Source organism: Streptomyces sp. SID8374 (assembly GCF_009865135.1).
In the GTDB taxonomy this organism is placed as follows: domain Bacteria; phylum Actinomycetota; class Actinomycetes; order Streptomycetales; family Streptomycetaceae; genus Streptomyces.
In genome coordinates this window covers 1,209,009-1,226,271 of the sequence record NZ_WWGH01000002.1, presented here as the reverse complement: position 1 = coordinate 1,226,271, position 17,263 = coordinate 1,209,009, and the positions used below count along the sequence as shown (strand labels likewise).

16 protein-coding genes are annotated in these 17,263 nt (G+C 72.8%); 2 read left to right on the top strand and 14 right to left on the bottom strand.

Annotation, left to right across the window (positions count from 1 at the left end; genetic code table 11):
- Position 1: 1 nt before the first annotated feature.
- Positions 2 to 754 (top strand): sirohydrochlorin chelatase, encoded by a 753-nt coding sequence (locus GTY67_RS28850; RefSeq protein WP_161280881.1) that lies wholly within the window; start codon positions 2 to 4, stop codon positions 752 to 754.
- Positions 755 to 767: 13 nt separating this feature from the next.
- Here GTY67_RS28850 and GTY67_RS28845 read toward each other — a convergent pair whose 3' ends face one another.
- Positions 768 to 1,385 (bottom strand): DsbA family protein, encoded by a 618-nt coding sequence (locus GTY67_RS28845; protein ID WP_093693039.1) that lies wholly within the window; start codon positions 1,383 to 1,385, stop codon positions 768 to 770.
- Between the two features lie 238 nt (positions 1,386 to 1,623).
- Between GTY67_RS28845 and GTY67_RS28840 the strand changes: the two genes are divergently transcribed.
- Positions 1,624 to 2,094: a hypothetical protein gene (locus GTY67_RS28840; RefSeq protein WP_161280880.1), complete on the top strand. Its 471-nt coding sequence runs from the start codon at positions 1,624 to 1,626 to the stop codon at positions 2,092 to 2,094.
- Between the two features lie 45 nt (positions 2,095 to 2,139).
- Here GTY67_RS28840 and GTY67_RS28835 read toward each other — a convergent pair whose 3' ends face one another.
- The 13 genes from GTY67_RS28835 to GTY67_RS28775 form a co-directional block, all read right to left on the bottom strand.
- Complete coding sequence (locus tag GTY67_RS28835) at positions 2,140 to 2,973, bottom strand: ABC transporter ATP-binding protein (RefSeq protein WP_093693041.1); 834 nt, start codon at positions 2,971 to 2,973, stop codon at positions 2,140 to 2,142.
- 3 nt (positions 2,974 to 2,976) lie between these two features.
- On the bottom strand, positions 2,977 to 4,050 hold the full coding sequence (locus GTY67_RS28830; protein ID WP_161280878.1) for an iron chelate uptake ABC transporter family permease subunit: 1,074 nt from the start codon (positions 4,048 to 4,050) through the stop codon (positions 2,977 to 2,979).
- A complete protein-coding gene (locus GTY67_RS28825; RefSeq protein ID WP_161280877.1) occupies positions 4,047 to 5,072 on the bottom strand; it encodes an iron chelate uptake ABC transporter family permease subunit in 1,026 nt (341 codons plus the stop codon). The genes GTY67_RS28830 and GTY67_RS28825 overlap by 4 nt, the downstream gene beginning before the upstream one ends.
- 90 nt (positions 5,073 to 5,162) lie before the next feature.
- Complete coding sequence (locus GTY67_RS28820) at positions 5,163 to 6,221, bottom strand: iron-siderophore ABC transporter substrate-binding protein (RefSeq protein WP_093693044.1); 1,059 nt, start codon at positions 6,219 to 6,221, stop codon at positions 5,163 to 5,165.
- Positions 6,222 to 6,275: 54 nt separating this feature from the next.
- Positions 6,276 to 8,144: an ABC transporter ATP-binding protein gene (locus tag GTY67_RS28815; protein WP_161280875.1), complete on the bottom strand. Its 1,869-nt coding sequence runs from the start codon at positions 8,142 to 8,144 to the stop codon at positions 6,276 to 6,278.
- A complete protein-coding gene (locus tag GTY67_RS28810; protein WP_161280873.1) occupies positions 8,141 to 9,829 on the bottom strand; it encodes an ABC transporter ATP-binding protein in 1,689 nt (562 codons plus the stop codon). Before GTY67_RS28810 ends, GTY67_RS28815 begins: the two co-directional genes overlap by 4 nt.
- 197 nt (positions 9,830 to 10,026) lie before the next feature.
- Positions 10,027 to 10,758, bottom strand: coding sequence for a DUF1775 domain-containing protein (locus GTY67_RS28805; RefSeq protein WP_256062351.1), 732 nt, complete (start codon positions 10,756 to 10,758; stop codon positions 10,027 to 10,029).
- A 251-nt stretch (positions 10,759 to 11,009) separates the two neighbouring features.
- Positions 11,010 to 11,393, bottom strand: coding sequence for a nuclear transport factor 2 family protein (locus GTY67_RS28800; protein WP_093693047.1), 384 nt, complete (start codon positions 11,391 to 11,393; stop codon positions 11,010 to 11,012).
- Positions 11,386 to 11,934: a DUF1697 domain-containing protein gene (locus GTY67_RS28795; RefSeq protein WP_161280872.1), complete on the bottom strand. Its 549-nt coding sequence runs from the start codon at positions 11,932 to 11,934 to the stop codon at positions 11,386 to 11,388. The genes GTY67_RS28800 and GTY67_RS28795 overlap by 8 nt, the downstream gene beginning before the upstream one ends.
- Positions 11,935 to 12,064: 130 nt before the next feature.
- Positions 12,065 to 13,270 carry a S8 family peptidase gene (locus GTY67_RS28790; RefSeq protein ID WP_093693049.1) on the bottom strand — a complete coding sequence of 402 codons (1,206 nt, stop codon included), beginning with the start codon at positions 13,268 to 13,270 and terminating at the stop codon, positions 12,065 to 12,067.
- Between the two features lie 574 nt (positions 13,271 to 13,844).
- The gene (gene mgt / locus GTY67_RS28785) at positions 13,845 to 15,044 is read right to left on the bottom strand and encodes a macrolide-inactivating glycosyltransferase (RefSeq protein ID WP_161280870.1); all 1,200 of its coding nucleotides are present in this window, start codon (positions 15,042 to 15,044) and stop codon (positions 13,845 to 13,847) included.
- 57 nt (positions 15,045 to 15,101) lie between these two features.
- Complete coding sequence (locus tag GTY67_RS28780) at positions 15,102 to 16,400, bottom strand: sugar ABC transporter substrate-binding protein (protein ID WP_161280868.1); 1,299 nt, start codon at positions 16,398 to 16,400, stop codon at positions 15,102 to 15,104.
- Positions 16,400 to 17,239, bottom strand: coding sequence for a carbohydrate ABC transporter permease (locus tag GTY67_RS28775; RefSeq protein WP_161280867.1), 840 nt, complete (start codon positions 17,237 to 17,239; stop codon positions 16,400 to 16,402). Before GTY67_RS28775 ends, GTY67_RS28780 begins: the two co-directional genes overlap by 1 nt.
- Positions 17,240 to 17,263: the final 24 nt, after the last annotated feature.

The following is a 17,263-nucleotide window of genomic DNA, read 5'->3' as shown; positions in this document are numbered from 1 at the left end:
CATGTCCCACCCCGTCCTCCTCGTCATCGCCCACGGCAGCCGCGACCCTCGGCACGCCGCGACCGTGCACGCGCTCACCGAGCGGGTACGGGCGCAGCGGCCGGGGCTGCGCGTGGAGACCGGGTTCCTGGAGTTCAACGCCCCTTCCGTGCCCCGGGTGCTGGAGCGCCTGGCCGCGGAGGGGGCCGACGAGGTCATCGCCCTGCCGCTCCTCCTGACCCGGGCGTTCCACGCCAAGACCGACATCCCCTCGGTCCTGCGCGAGGCCCGCGCCCGGCTGCCGAGGCTGCACATCCGGCAGTCCGACGTGCTCGGCCCCTCCCCGCTGCTCAACGCCACCCTGGAGCGGCGGCTGCGGGAGGCCGGGGTCCGCCCCGGCGACCTCCCCCGGACCGGGCTCGTCCTGGCCTCGGCGGGATCATCCGACCCGGAGGCGATCGCAGTGATCGCTGAAATCGCGCGGGAGCTGCGGCACACCGGTTGGTGCGCCGTGCGGCCTGCGTTCGCCTCCGCATCCCTTCCCCGCACCGAGGACGCGGTACGGGCCCTGCGCGCCGAGGGCGTCGACCGGGTGGCGGTGGCCCCGTACGTCATCGCCCCCGGCCGCCTCCCGGACCGCATCACGGCGGGCGCCGAGGCGGCCGGCGCGGACGTGCTGGCCGATGTCCTGGGCCCGGCGCCGGAGTTGGCGCGGCTGCTGCTGGACCGGTACGACGAGGCGCGGGTGACGGTGAGGGCTTCGCTGTCGGCGTGAGGGGCCTTGCAGCTCACTCGTAGGACAGGCCCCCCGACCGTGCCCGCTTGAGCTCGAAGAAGCCCTCGTGGTTGGCGAGGACCCGGAAGCTGTCGAAGAGTTCGGCCGCCTTCTCGCCGCGCGGGATCGCGTTCAGGACCGGGCCGAACCAGACCGTGCCGTCGACGTGGATCGTCGGTGTGCCCACGTACGCGTCCTGCTCCGGGTCCTTGCCCGCGTCGTGGCTGCGGGCCACCTCTTCGTCGTACGCCGTCGAGTGCGCGGCCTCCGACAGGGCGGCGGGAAGGCCCAGTTCGGCGAGGGAGGCGGCGATGACCGCGTCGAAGTCCTCCTCCTTGTGCTGGTGGATGCGGGTGCCGAGCGCGGTGTAGAGGTCCCGGAGGACGCCGTCGCCGTGGGCGGCGGACGCGGCGACGGCGACCCGGACCGGGCCGATCGACTTGTCGACCAACTCGCGGTACCAGGGGGCCAGTTCGTTGCCCTGGTTGTGCAGGTACAGGCTCATGGGGCGGAAGCGGAGGTCGAGGTCGCGCAGCTGCTCCACCTCCAGGATCCAGCGGGAGGCGATCCAGGCGAACGGGCAGGCGGGGTCGAAGTAGAAATCGACGGTCGTGCGGTCGTGGGTGCTCATGGGTTCGAGCCTATGAAGGGATTGGCGCGGATTCCCGGGCCAATCACGGTTCGGTGCGGTGGGCCATTCCGGGTGATCCACCGGGTGCCTGCCGAATGACGCAAGGGGGTCGTGCGGCACTTCCTGAACGGCCGATCAGGCGCCGTTGACGGGCAACGGGCGCCGTGCCAGCGTCACTTCGCGTAAGTGACCGTACGCAGCTCCGCCGACACGGTGGGCGATCGTGAGGGGACGCATCATGAGAAGACGTAAGGCCGCGACGATTCCGGCGATGGCGCTCGCGCTGTCCGGGGCTCTCCTCGCCGTCGGCGCGGCCGCACCCGCCCTGGCAACGGGGAACAGCGGCACCGCGCCCTCGGTGCAGGTCCTGCGGATCCAGGCCGATCCGACGCCCGAGGAGCAGGAGCACCTGAGGGAGATCGCGGGCGCGATCTGGACGCCGCAGCTGGCCGCCGGCTGGAACATGAACGCCGAGGTCGCCGACGTACTCTCGCAGGCCACCGAGCGCATCCTCCACTGTTCCGAGGCCTTCTCCCTGGTGCCCCGGCCGCCGGGCTTCGTGCCCGGTCTCGGCTATCTGGTCCAATACTGGAAGAACCTGCGGGACTACTTCCTGGTGGTGAAGGACAACCGCACCTACCGGGCGTGCGTGGTCTCGACGGCGGCGTACTACCGCTCCATCATCGAGATGGCGTCGGCCGGCATCTGAAGCCGGGGCGGGCTGCCGTACGCGTGCGACGTGTACGGCAGCCCGTCAGGCGAGTGTCTTCCCGGGCCCGTCCGGCTCCGGGGTGTGGTGGCGGCCGACCGGGATCACCAGCGGGGTGCGGCTGACCGGGTCCGTGGTGACCTGGCAGCGGAGGCCGAAGACGTCCTCGACGGTGGCGGCGGTGATGACGTCGGCGGGGGCGCCCTCGGCGACGATGCTGCCCTTCTTCATCGCGATGACGTGATCGGCGTACCGGCAGGCCTGGTTGAGGTCGTGCAGGACCATGACGATCGTGCGTCCCTCGCGGCGGTTGAGGTCGACGACGAGGTCCAGGACGTCGATCTGATGGGCGAGGTCGAGGTACGTCGTCGGCTCGTCGAGGAGGAGGACCGGGGTGCCCTGGGCGACGGCCATGGCGATCCAGGCGCGCTGGCGCTGGCCGCCGGAGAGTTCGTCCACCGCACGGTCGGCCAGGTCGGTGGTGCCGGTGGCGGCGAGCGCGTCGTGCACCGCCTGCTCGTCCGCCTTGGTCCACTGCCGCCACCACGTCTGGTGCGGGGAGCGGCCCCGGTTCACCAGGTCGATGACGGTGAGGCCCTCGGGGGCGACGGGTGACTGCGGGAGGATGCCGAGCTGCTGGGCCAACTCCCGGGTGGGGATGGCGTGCAGGGCCCGGCCGTCCAGACTGACCGCTCCTTCGCGCGGGGCCAGCAGCCGGGCCAGGGCGCGCAACAGGGTCGACTTCCCGCAGGCGTTGGCGCCGACGATGGCGGTGATCCGGCCGGGCGGGACCGCCAGGTCGAGGCCGGATACGACGGCCCGGTCGTCGTATCCGAGGTGCAAGTCCTGTGCCCTCAGGTCGGGTTCGGCGGTGGACATCGGTCAGCCTCCTGAGCCCGCGCGGTTGACGCGGATGAGCAGCCAGAGCAGCACCGGGGCGCCGAGCACTCCGGTGACGATCCCGACGGGCAGTTCGGTGCCGGGGATCAGTTCGCGTGCCAGGACGTCGGACGCGAGGACGATGGCGGCGCCGGTGAGTCCGCCGGCGAGCGGCGGCGGCCAGGCCGTACGGCAGAGGCGCTGCGCGATCTGCGGGGCCGCGAGCGCCACGAACGCGACGGGCCCTGCGGCCGCCGTGGCGAAGGCGACCAGGCCGACGCCGGTGAGCAGGACGGTGAGGCGGACGGCCTGGACGCGGGTGCCGAGCCCCTTGGCGACGTCGTCGCCGAGTTGCAGCGTACGCATCAGCCGGCCGATCAGCAGGGCGGCGGGCACCAGCACGACGAGCGAGGCGGCCAGGGGCGCGGCCTGCTGCCAGTCGCGGCCGTTGAGGTTGCCGACGAGCCAGCCGAGCGCGGCCTGTGCCTGGAAGCGGCCGCCCCGGGCGAGCAGGAAGTCGGTGATGCTGAGGCAGACCCAGGAGACGCCGATGCCGACGAGGATGATGCGGTAGCCGGTGGTGCCGCGCCGCCAGGCGAGCCCGTAGACGAGGAGCGCGCTGGCGAGGGCGCCGAGCAGGCCGAGGGCCTGGGTGCCGAGGCCGAAGTCCCAGCCGAGGACGATGCCCGCGACGACGGCGGTCCCGGCGCCCTGGGTGAGGCCGATCATGTCGGGGCTGGCGAGCGGGTTGCGGGTCATCGTCTGGAACAGGGCCCCGGACATGCCGAACGCGAGGCCCGCGAGCAGCCCGGTCATGGCGCGGGGCAGCCGCAGTTCCTGGACGACGAGGAGGGTGCCCGGGTCGCCGGAACCGGTCAGGGCGCGGGCGACATCGGTGAGCGGGATGCCGTACTCGCCGATGGAGACGTTCCAGCACAGCGCCACGAACACGGCGACCACGAGGGCCGCGCAGACGGCGAGTTGGCGGGGGCGCAGGGTGCCGGAGACGGGCGGGAAGGCCAGCCGGAAGGGGCGGGGAGCGGTCTTGGAGCTCAGGGAAGGCGTGGTCACGGTCATACCTCCGCGAGCCGGCGTCGGCGGACCAGGGCGATGAAGAACGGGCCGCCGATGAAAGCGACGATGATCCCGGCCTGGACCTCCACGGGCCGGGCGATCACCCGGCCGAGGACGTCCGCCCCGAGCAGCAGCCCGGCGGCCAGCGCGGCCGAGAGCGGCAGCAGCCAGCGGTGGTCCGGGCCGAGTCCGGCGGACTGGGCGAGGGCCCGGGCGACATGCGGGACGACCAGGCCGATGAAGACGACGGGGCCGATCACCGCGACCGCCGCCCCGGTGAGGAGGGTGACGGCGACGACGCCCTGGAGGCGGACGAGGCCGAGCTTGCGGCCGAGCGATGCGGCCACGTCGTCGCCGAGGGCGAGGCTGTTGAGGGCGGGGGCGCTCGCCAGCGCGAGGAGGGCGCCGAGGCCGAGGAAGGGCAGGATGCGCAGCACGGTGGAGGCGTCCTGGTTGGCGAGCGAGCCCGCCGACCAGAAGCGGAAGCGGTCCAGGGCGGCCGGGTCGGTGAGGACGACGGCGCTGGTCAGCGAGGAGAGCACGGCGGTGACGGCGACCCCGGCGAGGGCCAGCTTCACCGGCGTGGACCCCGAACGCCCCATCCGCCCCAGCAGATAGACGACGATGCTCGCCGCCATGGCTCCGGCGAACGCGAACCAGATGTAGCCGAGCAGCGAGCCGATCCCGGCGACCCCGGCGGCGAGCACGATGGCGAACGCGGCCCCGGCGCTCACCCCGAGGATGCCCGGGTCGGCCAGCGGGTTGCGGGTCAGCGCCTGCATCACACAGCCGGAGAGCCCGAGTGCGGCACCGGCGGCCAGCCCCAGGGCCGTACGCGGCACGCGCACCGACCAGATGACGTCCTCGACACGGGGTCCGGTCGGGCGGCCGACGAGCGCCTTGAGGACCTCGCCGGGCGGGATCTGGAGGGCGCCGAGACCGAGCGAGAGCAGGCAGAGCACCACCAGCACGGCGGCGAGCACGGCCACGAGCAGGGCGGGGCGCCATCGGGCGGGGCGGGTCACGGGGCTGGCTCCACGGTCCGGTTCCTCAGGGGTGGGTCGGTCAGGGCGCCCGGTCCGTCCCGCGTGGGGCGGGACGGGCCGGAAGAGGCGTCAGGACGCGGGGTGGACGACCTTCGTGTCCGGCTTGCCGTCGACGGCGGCCGCCAGCATCGGGACCAGGCGGTCGACGGTGTACGGGATGCTCAGCGGGGTGACGAAGGAGATGGCGCTGCCGAAGTGGCTGCTTTCCTTGATCATGACCTCACGGCCCTCCTTGACCGCGTCCAGCTTTCCGTACAGGGGGTCGGCGTGGAGCTTCTTCGCGTCCTTGTCCGGGTCGGTGACGATCCAGGCGACGGCGTCCGTGTCGAGGAGGTCGGTGCGCTCCTTGCTGATGTTGGCGCCGAACGCATCGCCGACGACCTTGTCGAGGTCCGCCGGGAGCTGGAAGCCGAGGCCGGTCAGCACGCGGGAGCGGTTGTCCTGCGGGCCGTAGACGTACATGCCCTCGTACGGGGTCGCCATGACGGCGGTCTTGCCCTTGAACTCCGGGTGCGCGGCGGCGGCGTCGGCGATGTACTTCTCGGTTCTGGCGACCAGCGCCTTCGCCTCGTCGCTCTTGCCCAGGGCCTTGCCGACCTGGGTGGTCTGGTCCTGCCAGGAGATCCCCCAGTCCGCGCCGTCCTTCGGCTGGGCGACGACCGGGGCGATCTTGGAGAGGGTGCGGTACTGGTCCTTGGTGAGGCCCGAGTACAGCGCGAGGATCAGGTCGGGGCGCAGGGAGGCGATCTTCTCGACCTGGGGGCCGGTGCCGTCGTCGTGCAGGACGGTGGGCCGCGCCTTGTCGCCGAGCGCCTTCTCGGCCCAGGGGCCGATGGCGCCCTTGAACTCGCCGAACCACTCGGTGGTGCCGACCGGGACCTTGCCGAGCGCGAGCACCGCGTCCTGGTCGGAGAGGCCGACGGTGACGATGCGCTGCGGCTCGTTCTTCACGGTGGTGGCGCCGTACTTGTGGTCGAGGGTGACCGGGAAGGCCCCCTTCTGCGCGCTGTCGGCGGACGGCGCGGCCTTGTCGTCGCTCTCGCCCGACCCGCAGGCGGCGGCTCCGAACAGCAGCAGGGCGGACGCGGCCACGGCGGTCAGCCGGGTGCGCTGGAACATGCGGGACATGGCGGGATTCCTTCGGGAGGGTGGGTGTGCCGGGGGCGACGGGGAGTTGGAGGGTCAGAGGTGGGGCGCGGCGCGGCTGCCGGACCAGGCGTGCCAGAGCGCCGCGTACGGGCCGTCGGCGGTGCGCAGTTCGTCGTGGGTGCCGCTCTCGACGACCCGGCCGGCCTCCAGCACCACGATCCGGTCGGCGGCGACGGCCTGGGTGAGGCGGTGGGCGACGACCAGGGCGGTGCGGCCGGAGAGCGCGGCCTCGGCGGAGCGCTCCAGGGTCCGGGCGCCCGCGCTGCCCGCCTCGGCGGTCGCCTCGTCGAGGACGGCGACCGGGGGGTCGGCCAGGACGAGCCGGGCGAGGGCGAGTTGCTGGGCGCGGGCGGGGTCGAGGCGGTGACCGCCCTCCCCTACGACGGTGGCGAGCCCGTCGGGCAGGGCCTCGGCCCACTCCAGGGCGTGCACGGTGGCGAGGGCGGTACGGAGGTCGTCGTCGGTGGCGTCGGGGCGGGCGAGGCGGAGGTCGTCGGCGAGGGTGCCGGTGAAGACGTGGACCTCTTGGGTGACCAGGACGACGGAGGGCCCTGTCTCTCCCGCCGCCGCTACGGAGACCGTGCCGCCGGTGGGTTGCTGGACGCCCGCGACGAGCCGGGCGAGGGTGGACTTCCCGGCGCCGCTGGTCCCGACCAGGGCCACGTGTTCACCCGCGCGGAGGGTGAGGGAGACATCGTGGAGGACGGTGCGGCCGGGGCCGTACGCGTGGCTCACGGCATCGACGGTGACGGCGGGCGCGGGCGTCGCAGCGTCGGTCCCGGTCTCGGGCGCGGCCTGGGGTCCGGCCCCGGGTGTGGTCCCGGGCGCGGTCCCGGCCTCCGCCTCCGTCTCCGCCCGCTGGTGCGGCAGCCGTACCGCGCTCTCCTCCAGGTCGGTCACCCCGACCAGCCGCGCCAGCCCGGCCGCAGCCGACTGGGCGTCGTCAAGGAGGACGAGGGCCGCGTTGACGGGTCCGAACAGGCTGTGGAAGTAGAGGGCGGCGGCCGTCGCCGTACCGATCGAGACGGATCCGTCGCGGACCAGGAAGAACCCGGTGACCAGGACGGCGGCCAGCCCGATGTACTCCGCGATGTGCAGGCGCGCGTAGAAGCCCAGCACCAGGTGGACGCTGCGCATGGTCAGTTCGACGGCCTTGCGCGAGCGGGCCGCGCTCTTCTCGGTGTGCTGCTCCTCCAGCCGGTGGCCGCGTACGGTCACCGCTCCCCCGATGGTCTCCAGGAGCTGTTGCTGCTGGGCCCCGTTGGCGACCCGCTGGTCGGCGTAGACGGTGGTGGCCCGGCGTACGTACCAACGTGCCGTGAGCGCCTGGACCGGTACGGCGAGGAGCGCGGCGAGGAGGAACCGTACGTCCAGCAGGGCCATCGCCCCGAGGGTCAGCACGATCGCGAGGACCGAGCGGGCCATCTCGGGCAGGGCCGAGCGGACGGCCTCCGCGACCCGGGCGACGTCGCCGGTGACCCGGGCGGTGAGGTCGCCGGCCCCGGCACGTTCCAGGCGGTCGGCGGGGAGTTGGAGGGCGCGTTCGACGAACTGCTCGCGCAGCCGGGCCAGTACGGTCTCGCCGAGCCGGGCGATCTGGGTGAGCCCGAGCGTGGTGGTGAGGCCCTGGACGACGGCGACCGCCACCAGGAGAACCACCGGCAGGGTGAGGGCGTCGGCGGGGCGGCCGTCGGCAACGATGTCGACGATGCGGCCCAGCAGCGGCTGGACCAGGAGCCCGACGGCGGTCGCGCCGACCAGCACGCCCAGGCCCAGGATCGCGCGGCCCCGGTGGGGGCGGATCAGGGTGCGCAGGGCGGCCCGGGTGCGGGCGCCGGTGGCGATGGGCAGCAGCTCGGCGCTGTCGTCGGCTGCGCCCGGTATGCCCGATGGCGTGGTCATGTGAGCACCGCCGAGCGGTAGACGGGATGGTCGCGTACGAGGTCCTCGTGCGGGGCCTCGGCGGTGACGGTGCCGCCGTCGATGAGGACGACCCGGTCGGTGGCGGCGAGGAGCGCGGGGCTGCTGGTGACCAGGACCGTGGTGCGGCCGGTGCGGGCGCGGCGGATGCCGGTGGCGATCCGCGCCTCGGTGGCGGCGTCGACGGCGGTGGTCGGGTCGTGGACGACGAGGACCGGGCGGTCGGCGGCGAGCGCGCGGGCCAGGGCGACGCGCTGGCGCTGGCCGCCGGAGAGGGAGCTGCCGCGCTCGCCGATCCGCCCCGCGGTGCCGCCGGGGAGGGTGGCGGCGACCTCGTCGACGGCGGCGGCGTCCATGGCCGGCTGCGGGTCGGCTCCGGCCGGGGCGGCGGCCGTCACGTTGTCGAGGAGGGTGCCGTCGAAGAGCTGGGCGTCGTGCTCGGCCACCAGCAGGGCGGAGCGCAGGGCGGCCGGGGCGAGTTCGGTGACCGGTGTGCCGTCGAGTGCGACGTGTCCCTGGTCCGGGTCGCAGCGACGGGCCAGGCAGTGGAGCAGGGTGGCCGCGTCGGCGGTGTCGGTGACGACGATGCCGAGGTGTTCGCCGGGCCGGACGGTGAGGTCGATCCCGTGGAGCCCGGCGTGGCCGAGGCGGTGCAGGCGCAGCTCGCCGGAGGAGGGGCCGGGCTCCGTGGTGCCGCCGGTGGTCCCGCCGGGCGCGGCCAGTACGTCGGCGATGCGGGCGGCGGAGGCGCGGGCCTTGGCGAGTTCGGCGCCGACCCAGGCCAGTACGGCGATCGGGCCGGGCAGGAAGAGGGCGAGGCCGACGGCGGAGACGAGGGCGCCGAGGCCGATGGAGCCGCTGAGCACCAGGCGGCCGCCGACGAGGGCGACCAGGGCGATGAAGGCACCGGTGAGGGTGAGCATCAGGCCGGTCTGGAGTGCGGCGGCGCGGGCGGCGCGCACGTTGGCCTCGCGGGAGGCCTGGCTGGTGGAGCGGTAACGGGTGACGGCGGCGCGCTCGGCCCGGAGCCCCTTGAGTACGCGGACCCCGGCGACCAGGTCGGCCGCGACCCCGGAGGCGTGGGCGGCGCGCTCCTGTTCGGCCTGGCTGCGGTGTTCCAGGGGGCGGGCGAGGTAGTGGCCGAGCGCCATGAGGACCGGGGCGCCGATCAGGACGAGGAGCCCGAGGGGGACGGAGGCGCGGAGCAGGAGGACCGCGCCCGCGACCACGCCGACGACGGCGGCGATGCCGAGGGTGAGGGCCATGTTGAAGGCCCCGACCCGCCGGGCGTCCTCGGTGGCCACGTTGACCAGGGCGCCGGGCGGCCGTCCGGCCTCGGCGCCGCCGTGCGGGGCGAGGACCCGGCGTACGACATCGAGGCGCAGCTGGTGCGCGGCCTGTTCGGCGGCGCGCTCACCGGCCCGGGCGCCGAAGCGGAAGCCGTACGAGAGCATCGCGTAGACGACGGCGAGGACGACCAGCCAGAGGGCGAGCGCTCCCCCGTCGGGGCGGACCACGGCACGGTCGACGATCAGGCCGATGAGTACGGGGACGAGCGCTTCGCCGGTCTGATGGGCGGCGCCCAGCAGCGAACCGACGACGACGTCCCGGCGCTGCCCGGCGACGGCACGGCGGATGACACCGCGCCCGGACCTGTCAGCCCCCACTCACCTGCTCCTCTAGCGTGTACCGGACAAGGGAGAAGGGGCGACTTCCAGCCACTCGTCTCCAGCCAAACAGAGGTAAGGCTAACCTGCATCCGCCGCGACCGGGACCCCCGCCCCCCGCGGGACTCCGGTCGCGGGCGTACGGCCCGACCGCGAGTCCCACCGCCCCGGGGGCAGGGGCCGTGGGGCCGGGCGGGTCAGGCGGTGCCGCCGCGACGGCGCTTGAGGAACCACCACAGACCGCCGCCCGCCAGAGCCAGTACGGCGACGGCGATGCCGATCGGCAGGGCGGGCGACGAGTCGCCGTCCTCCTCGGCCCTGACCATCGGCCGGTCCGACGCCGTCGGCTTCGCGTCCGCGGGTTCGGTGGTGGGCGGGGCGGACGGCGAGGGGGGCGCGGTCGGGGTGGGGTCGACCGGCTGGGCGCCCGGGGCCGCCTCCTTCAGCTCCAGCACCGGCGCGGAGTGTCCGTGCCCGCCGCCGCTGGACTCCTCCAGTTCGATCCAGCGGTCGACGCGCCCGTCGTCGTACGTCTGGAGCGTCTTGAACACCAGCGACTTCGCGTCCGGCAGCTGCCGGACGACGACGGAGTACGTGACGTCCTTGCCGACGGCCACGGCCGGGCCCGACACGGTGAAGCCCTTCTCGGTCGGGGCGAGCTTCCAGCCGGTGGGGCCCTCTCCGTAGGTGACATCGGCGGGCGCGATCCCCTTGGGGAGGAACACCTCCAGCTTGGTGATGCCCGCGGAGTCGGACTCGGTCGCCGCGTCGAAGTTCAGCGTGACGTTCTCGGCGAGCGCCTGGGCGCCCTCGGACGCGACCTCCACATGCGCGGAGGCCGGGGCGGCGAGAACGAGGATGGCGGCCGTCGCGGCGGCGACGACGCCGACGCTGCGGCGGACGGTGCGCGGGCGTATGGAGGTGGACACAGGGATCTCCCATGGTGGTGTGGCGGTGTGAGGTCACCGGCGCTGTGCGGTTGTACGGCCGCCATCACCACGTACGTCGCGTCTCCCGGCGGCCCTCGGCATGGCTGCCCCATCATGAGGCACGGCGGGCCCGGTCCGTCAGCCCGCCGGGAAAGTCGGCGGCCCTCCCGAACTCGCCCTCAGCCACTGTCAGAAGAGGCTCGGACTCCGGGCACGCCCAGGTCCCGGGCAGGCTCACACCTCGGCCAGGCTCATACCTCGGCGAACGGGTCGCCGACGAACGGGGTCGCCTGGTGGAAGTAGAGGCGCCACCCCGCCCCGGTCAGCCGCCACAGGGAGCTGCGGTGCGAGCGCAGCCCCTTGGACTCGGTGTCGAAGGTGAGGTGCACCAGGTCCGAGCTGAGTTCCGCGCCCTGCATCCGGGAGGCGGTCAGCGGGCCGGGGCGCGGGGCGCCGTCGGCGGTGAGCGCGGCGATGATCGACTCCCGGTTCCAGAGCCGTCCGCTGGTGCCGATCTCCCGGAACTCCGGGTGGAGGAGGGCGGCGAGGAGATCCGCGGAGGCGCGTACCACCGGGTCCAGCAGGCGGAGTTCACCTTCGATGGCCGCCGCCACGGCGGGCGACGGCTCAGACACGGGTCATCTCCACGAGTTTGGCCACGGTGTTCCAGTTGCGGGTGGTGGCGGTGAGGCCCTCGGTCTGCCGGGGGCGCGCCAGCGCTTCGGCCAGCTTGGAGCGGCCGAGTCCGTCGGGGGCGTACAGATAGAGGCAGCGGTCCCCGATCTCGAAGGCCTCCGGCAGATAGGCCTGGGGGTCGAGTCCGGCGAAGCGCCCGGCGTCCACGGGCCGGTCCACGTAGGTGACGTGGAGCTGCTTGCCCTCCAGCTCGGCGGCCGGGTAGGGGCAGGCGTCGGCGACGGCGGCGAGATAGGCGTGGCTGCGGACGATGCAGCCGACGGAGAATCCGAACCGCTCATGGAGGGCCTCCTCCAGGGCGGCGGCCAGCGCGTTCTCGTCCTCGTCGGTGCTGCGGAAGACGGCGTTGCCGCTCTGTAGATGGGTGGCGATGTCGGTGTGCCCCAGTTCGCCGAGCACGGTGCGCAGTTCCGCCATCGGGACCCTCTTGTGGCCGCTCACATTGATCCCGCGCAGCAGCGCCGCGTACTTCGTCGTCATGGCCCCCCACACTAGAGCGATCTTCCTCCCGGCGCGCAGCCGCCGCGCCCCGTGGGGGAGGGCGCGGCGGCTGCTGTGCGCGAGGGCGGCCGGACGGTGACGGTGGGGCGCCACCGTCCGGCAGCGGGTCCTACTCGACGATCTTGAGGAGCTTGTTCGCCGTGCCCTCGGTCGCGTTGGAGATGGCGTCCGGGGTGGCTCCCTCGGTCAGCGCCGTGGCGACCTCCTCCGGGGTGGCGTCCTGGTGGCCCGCCAGGTAGACGGCGGCCGCGCCGACGACGTGCGGGGTCGCCATGGACGTACCGGAGATGGTGTTGGTGCCGGTGTCGCTGTCGTTCCAGGTCGACGTGATGTCCGAGCCCGGGGCGTAGATGTCCACGATGGAGCCGTAGTTGGAGAACGAGGACTGCTCGTCGGCCTCCGTGGACGAGGCGACGGTGATCGCCTCGGGGACGCGGGCCGGCGAGCTCTGACCGGCGTCGCTGGACTCGTTGCCGGCGGCCACGCCGAAGGTGACGCCTGCGGCGATGGCCTTCTGGACGGCCTCGTCGAGGGCCGGGTCGGCGCCGCCGCCGAGGCTCATGTTGGCCACGGACGGGCCGGACGCGTTGGCGGCGACCCAGTCGATCCCGGCGATGACCTGCTCGGTGGTGCCCGAGCCGTTGTCGTCCAGGACGCGGACGGCGACGATCTTGGCCTTCTTGGCGACGCCGTGCTCGGCCCCGGCGATGGTGCCCGCCACGTGGGTGCCGTGCCCGTTGCCGTCGTCGGCGTCGTCGTCGTTGTCCACGGCGTCGAAGCCCGAGGTGGCGCGGCCCTCGAAGTCCTCGTGGGTGACGCGGACACCGGTGTCGATGACGTAAGCCGTGACGCCCTCACCGGCGGCGTCGGGGTAGGTGTACGCGTTGTCGCCCGCCGTCTCGGTCTGGTCGATGCGGTCCAGACCCCACGACGGGGGGTTCTCCTGGGTGGCGTTGATGCTGAACTTCTTGTTCTGGACCACCTTGGCGACGGCCGGGTCGGCGGCGAGGCGCTTGGCCTCGGTCTCCGAAAGGCCGCTGGCGGAGAAGCCGTTGATGCTGGAGGAGTAGTTGCGCTGGAGCTTGCCGCCGTACTCCTTGGCGAGCTTCGACTTGTCCGCCTTCTCGCCCAGCATGACGATGTAGCTGCCGGAGACGGCGGTCTCGGCGTCCGCGCCGTAGACCGTGCCCATGGGAGCCGGCGAGGCTCCGGCGAACGAGGTTCCGAACAGGGTGACTCCGGCTGCGGCTGCCACGGCGGTGATCGCGGCGGTCAGCTTGGTCCGGCGGGTGGTGGTGCGCTGGTGCTTGGCCATGAAGAGGGGTCTCCTCGTCAATCTCTGTGGGGGGATTGACCTCCGGCCGGAAGATCTCCGGGGGTTGGCTCGAAACCCTGACCGATTGACGAGCACAGATCAAGACCCCCTTGCAGCTGTGACTTACTCAACAAGGTTTCGTAATAAGAAATCGGCCACGGCGGGCCACAACGGGCGGCGGGAGTCAACACGCCGGCAACAACGCCGGATCGGCGAGCCGAGATGGGGCTCTCGCGCGGGAAAATGCCAGCTCATGGCCGCTGTACGGCACTTGGCACCACCGCACACCGCACCCGTGCGCACCCGGGTTCCGACACCACCGGGTGCCCACGAGTATGCGTGAAGACATGTGAACGTGCGTGAAGAAGTGCGCGAGAGGGGTGAAGTCCCCTGCCGGAGATGTGGAGTCACCCGGGATGTGCGTGCAGATGCAACGACCACGGGCATCGCACAGACGAACGCCCCGCCTCGCGCACCGCGCTGTACGGCGGGGCGGACAACGTCCGGATATCAGTCCAACCGATCCGCTGAGAGGGACAGTTCGGATCCGCTCGGCGAGAGGGTTCAGCGCCGCTCAGCGAGACAGCTCGGCCTCGATGACGTCGGCCGCCCGGCGCGTGCCGCCCTCCTCGGCCGTCTGTTCGCGCAGCCGGGCGGACCTTTCCGCCACCTCCGGGTCGCCGACCAGGGCGAGCACCGCCTCGCGCAGCGTCGCCGCGTCGGCCTCCTCCATCGGGACATGCCGGGCCACGCCGAGCGCCTGGAGCATGTCGGCGTTGCCGAACTGGTCGACGGCCTGCGGTACGGCCACCATCGGCGTCCCCGTGGCGAGCCCCTCCTGGCTGCCGCCCGCCCCGGCATGGGTGATGAAGGCGTCCGCCTGCCGCAACACCGCCAACTGCGGCACCCACGCGTGCACTTCCACATTCGCCGGTACGTCACCGAGCTCGGCCGGGTCGACATGGGCGCCGATCTGGAGCACCACGTGCCAGCCGGGCAGTTCGCCGAAGGCGGCGACGCACTCCCGGTAGAAGGCGGGCTGCTTGGTGAACGAGGAGCCGAGCGAGACCAGGAGCACCTTCTCGGCCCCGGCCGGCCGCACCCACTCCCCCTGGTCGGCGCGGTCGCCCTGACAGGCGCCGACGAAGGTGTACATCGCGCGGTCCACCCGGTCCGCGTTGGGCTGGAGCGCCTCGGGGATCAGGACGAGGCCACGGCGCGGGCGGGCCACGAAGTCGTCGCTGGAGAGGTGGCCGAGGCCGTTGCCGGAGAGCCAGTTCGCGAAGCGCTCGTAGTACGCCCTGCCGCGCTCGGTCCGCTTCAGCCCGGCGGTCATCGGCTCGCCGACCTCCTCCTCGTACCCCTCCCAGGGAACCAGGTTGGGCCAGAGCGAGACGGCGGGGACGCCCCAGCGGTGGGCGAGGACGCGGGCGGGATAGGAGGTGATGTCGTGCAGGACGAGGGCGGGTTCGTCGCCGTCGAAGGCGGCGATCAGCTGCGGGAGGGCCTGGATCGCGTCGTCCAGGAAGGGTTCGATGTTGTCGATCAGCTCGGTGCCCCAGGCGTCGGGGTCGTCGTCCGTCGGCAGGGTCGATGTGTAGATCACCGGCTCGGCACCGGTGGCCGCGACCTTGTCGGCGAACGGGGCGGGGATGGCGTAACTGACGCGGTACCCACGGCTGACGAGCTCGCGGATGACGTCGAGGCTCGGGTTCACATGTCCGTGGGCGGCGATGGAGAACATGGCGATGTGGGCACGCGGCGATTCCGGCATGTGCCCCACCATAAGCGAGACGCAACGTCTCGTCTAGTCGTTTTCGCTCCCTCCCCGTCAGCGCTGATAGCGCGCCAGGACCCGGTTTCCGTCATCGACCAGCCGTTTGCGCAGCTCATCGGTGGTGATCGCACCGCTGTAGAACTCCTGGAGGGCCGGGGTCGCCACCTTGTCCTTCCACTCGGGGTAGCCGCGCACGGTCTGCGCGGGCGCCGGGCGCAGGTGCTGCGCGAGCGCCGTCCCGGTGGCCCAGCCGTGCTCGGCGGTGCGCAGGGAGGGGTGGGCGAGGGCGGTGGTGCCGGTGGGGAGCATCCAGTCGCCCCGGGCCAGGCGGACCATGTTCTCCGGCCGCAGCAGGAAGTCGATGAAGGCGACGGCCTCCTTCTTGTGCGGGCTGTCCTCGGCGACGGAAAGGGTCTGCGGGCTCACCCCCTGGGCCAGGCCTCCGCTGCCCGCCGGGGCGGGCAGGACCGTCCACTCGAACCCCTCGGGGGCCTGTTCGACGACCTGCTGGCGGTAGGCGAAGCCGAGCGGGAGCATGGCGTACCGGCCGCCGAAGAAGCCGGGCAGGGCGTCCGAGCCGCCCATCCCCAGCGCCGTACGGGCCGCGCTGCGGTCGGAGTTGACCTGGTCGCGGATGGTGCCGGTCACCACCGCGTCCCCCTCCTCGAAGCGCAGCTCCACCTTGCCGTCCGGGTCGCGGTGGAAGAGCTGCCCGCCGCCGGAGAGGCCAAGGTTGAGGGTGACGGAGACGGGTTCCTTGAGCGGCCAGGCGACCCCGTAACGCCCTCTGCCCGTCAGCTCTTTGCTCACCTTGCGGAACTCCGCCCAGCTCCAGGGCCGTTCCGGCGTCGGGATCCGCACGCCCGACGCCCGGAGAATCCTGCTGTTGGCGATGAGGACGCGGGGCTCCTGGAGGAAGGGGACGCCGTGGATCCCGCCGTCGAAGGTGGTCGTGCGCCAGGACCGCTCGGGGATGTCCGCCTTCAGCCGCTCGGGCAGGAGGGGGCGCAGGTCGGCGAGGTAGCCGCCGTACGCGAAGTCGGCGAGGTCGTCGGAGGCGTCGTGGATGATGTCGGGCGCCTCACCGCCCTCGAAGGAGGTGAGCAGCTGGTCGTGGACGTTGTCCCAGCTGCCCTGGACATAGTCCACCTGTACGTCGGGGTGGGCGGCGTTCCACTCCTTCACCAGCTGCTTGTTGGCGTCGACGGACTCCTTCTGCCAGGCCAGCGACTGGAACCTGAGCCGGATGGTGCCGTCGGCGTCCCGTCCGTCGTCGGTGGCCGAGCAGCCGGTGAGCAGCAGGGCGAGGACGGTGACGGCGGCTGCGGCACGCCGGGGCAGGGTGCGGCGCATCAGCCCCTCACCGCCCCGGCCGTCATCCCGCCCGTGATCCGCCGCTGGATGAAGGCGAAGAGCACGAGCGAGGGCAGCGTGGCGAGGAACGCGGCGGCGGCCAGCGGCCCGAGGTCGGCCACCCCCTCCGCGCCGAGGAAGTGGGTGAGGACGACCGGCAAGGTCTGCTTCTCCGGGGTCTTGAGGAGGACGAGCGCGAAGAAGAACTCGTTCCATGCGGTGATGAACGCGAAGAGTCCGGTGGCGACGATTCCGGGGGCGAGCAGCGGGGCGACGACCGAGACGAGCGTCCGTACGCGGCCCGCCCCGTCGACGGCGGCGGCCTCCTCCAGCTCGGCCGGCACGGCCCGGACGTACCCGGCGAGCATCCACAGCGCGAAGGGCAGCGACCAGACGACGTAGACCAGGATCAGCCCCCACAGGGTGTTGATCAGGTGCAGGTTCTTCAGCACCAGGAAGAGCGGAATGATCACCAGCACGAACGGGAACGCCTGGCTGACCACGACCCACCCGGTGGCGGCGGTGGCGAGCCGGCCCCGGTGGCGGGCCATCACATAGGCCATCGGGGTCGCGATGACGACGGCGATCAGGGCGGCGGAGACGGCGGCGATCAGCGAGTTGGCGGCGGCCTGGAGCAGCGGCTGCTCGTCGAAGGCCTGGCGGAAGTTGTCGAGGGTGGGATGCTCGGGGATCCAGGTGGGGTGCAGCGAGCCCAGTTCGCGGGCGGGCTTGAAGGCGGTGGAGAGCAGCCAGAGGAACGGGAAGGCCAGGAACACCAGATACGCGAGGAGCGCGAGGTACTGGCCGGTGCGGGCTGCCCTGCTGGTGGGAAGACTCATGGCGCCCCGCCTCTCCGGAGGACG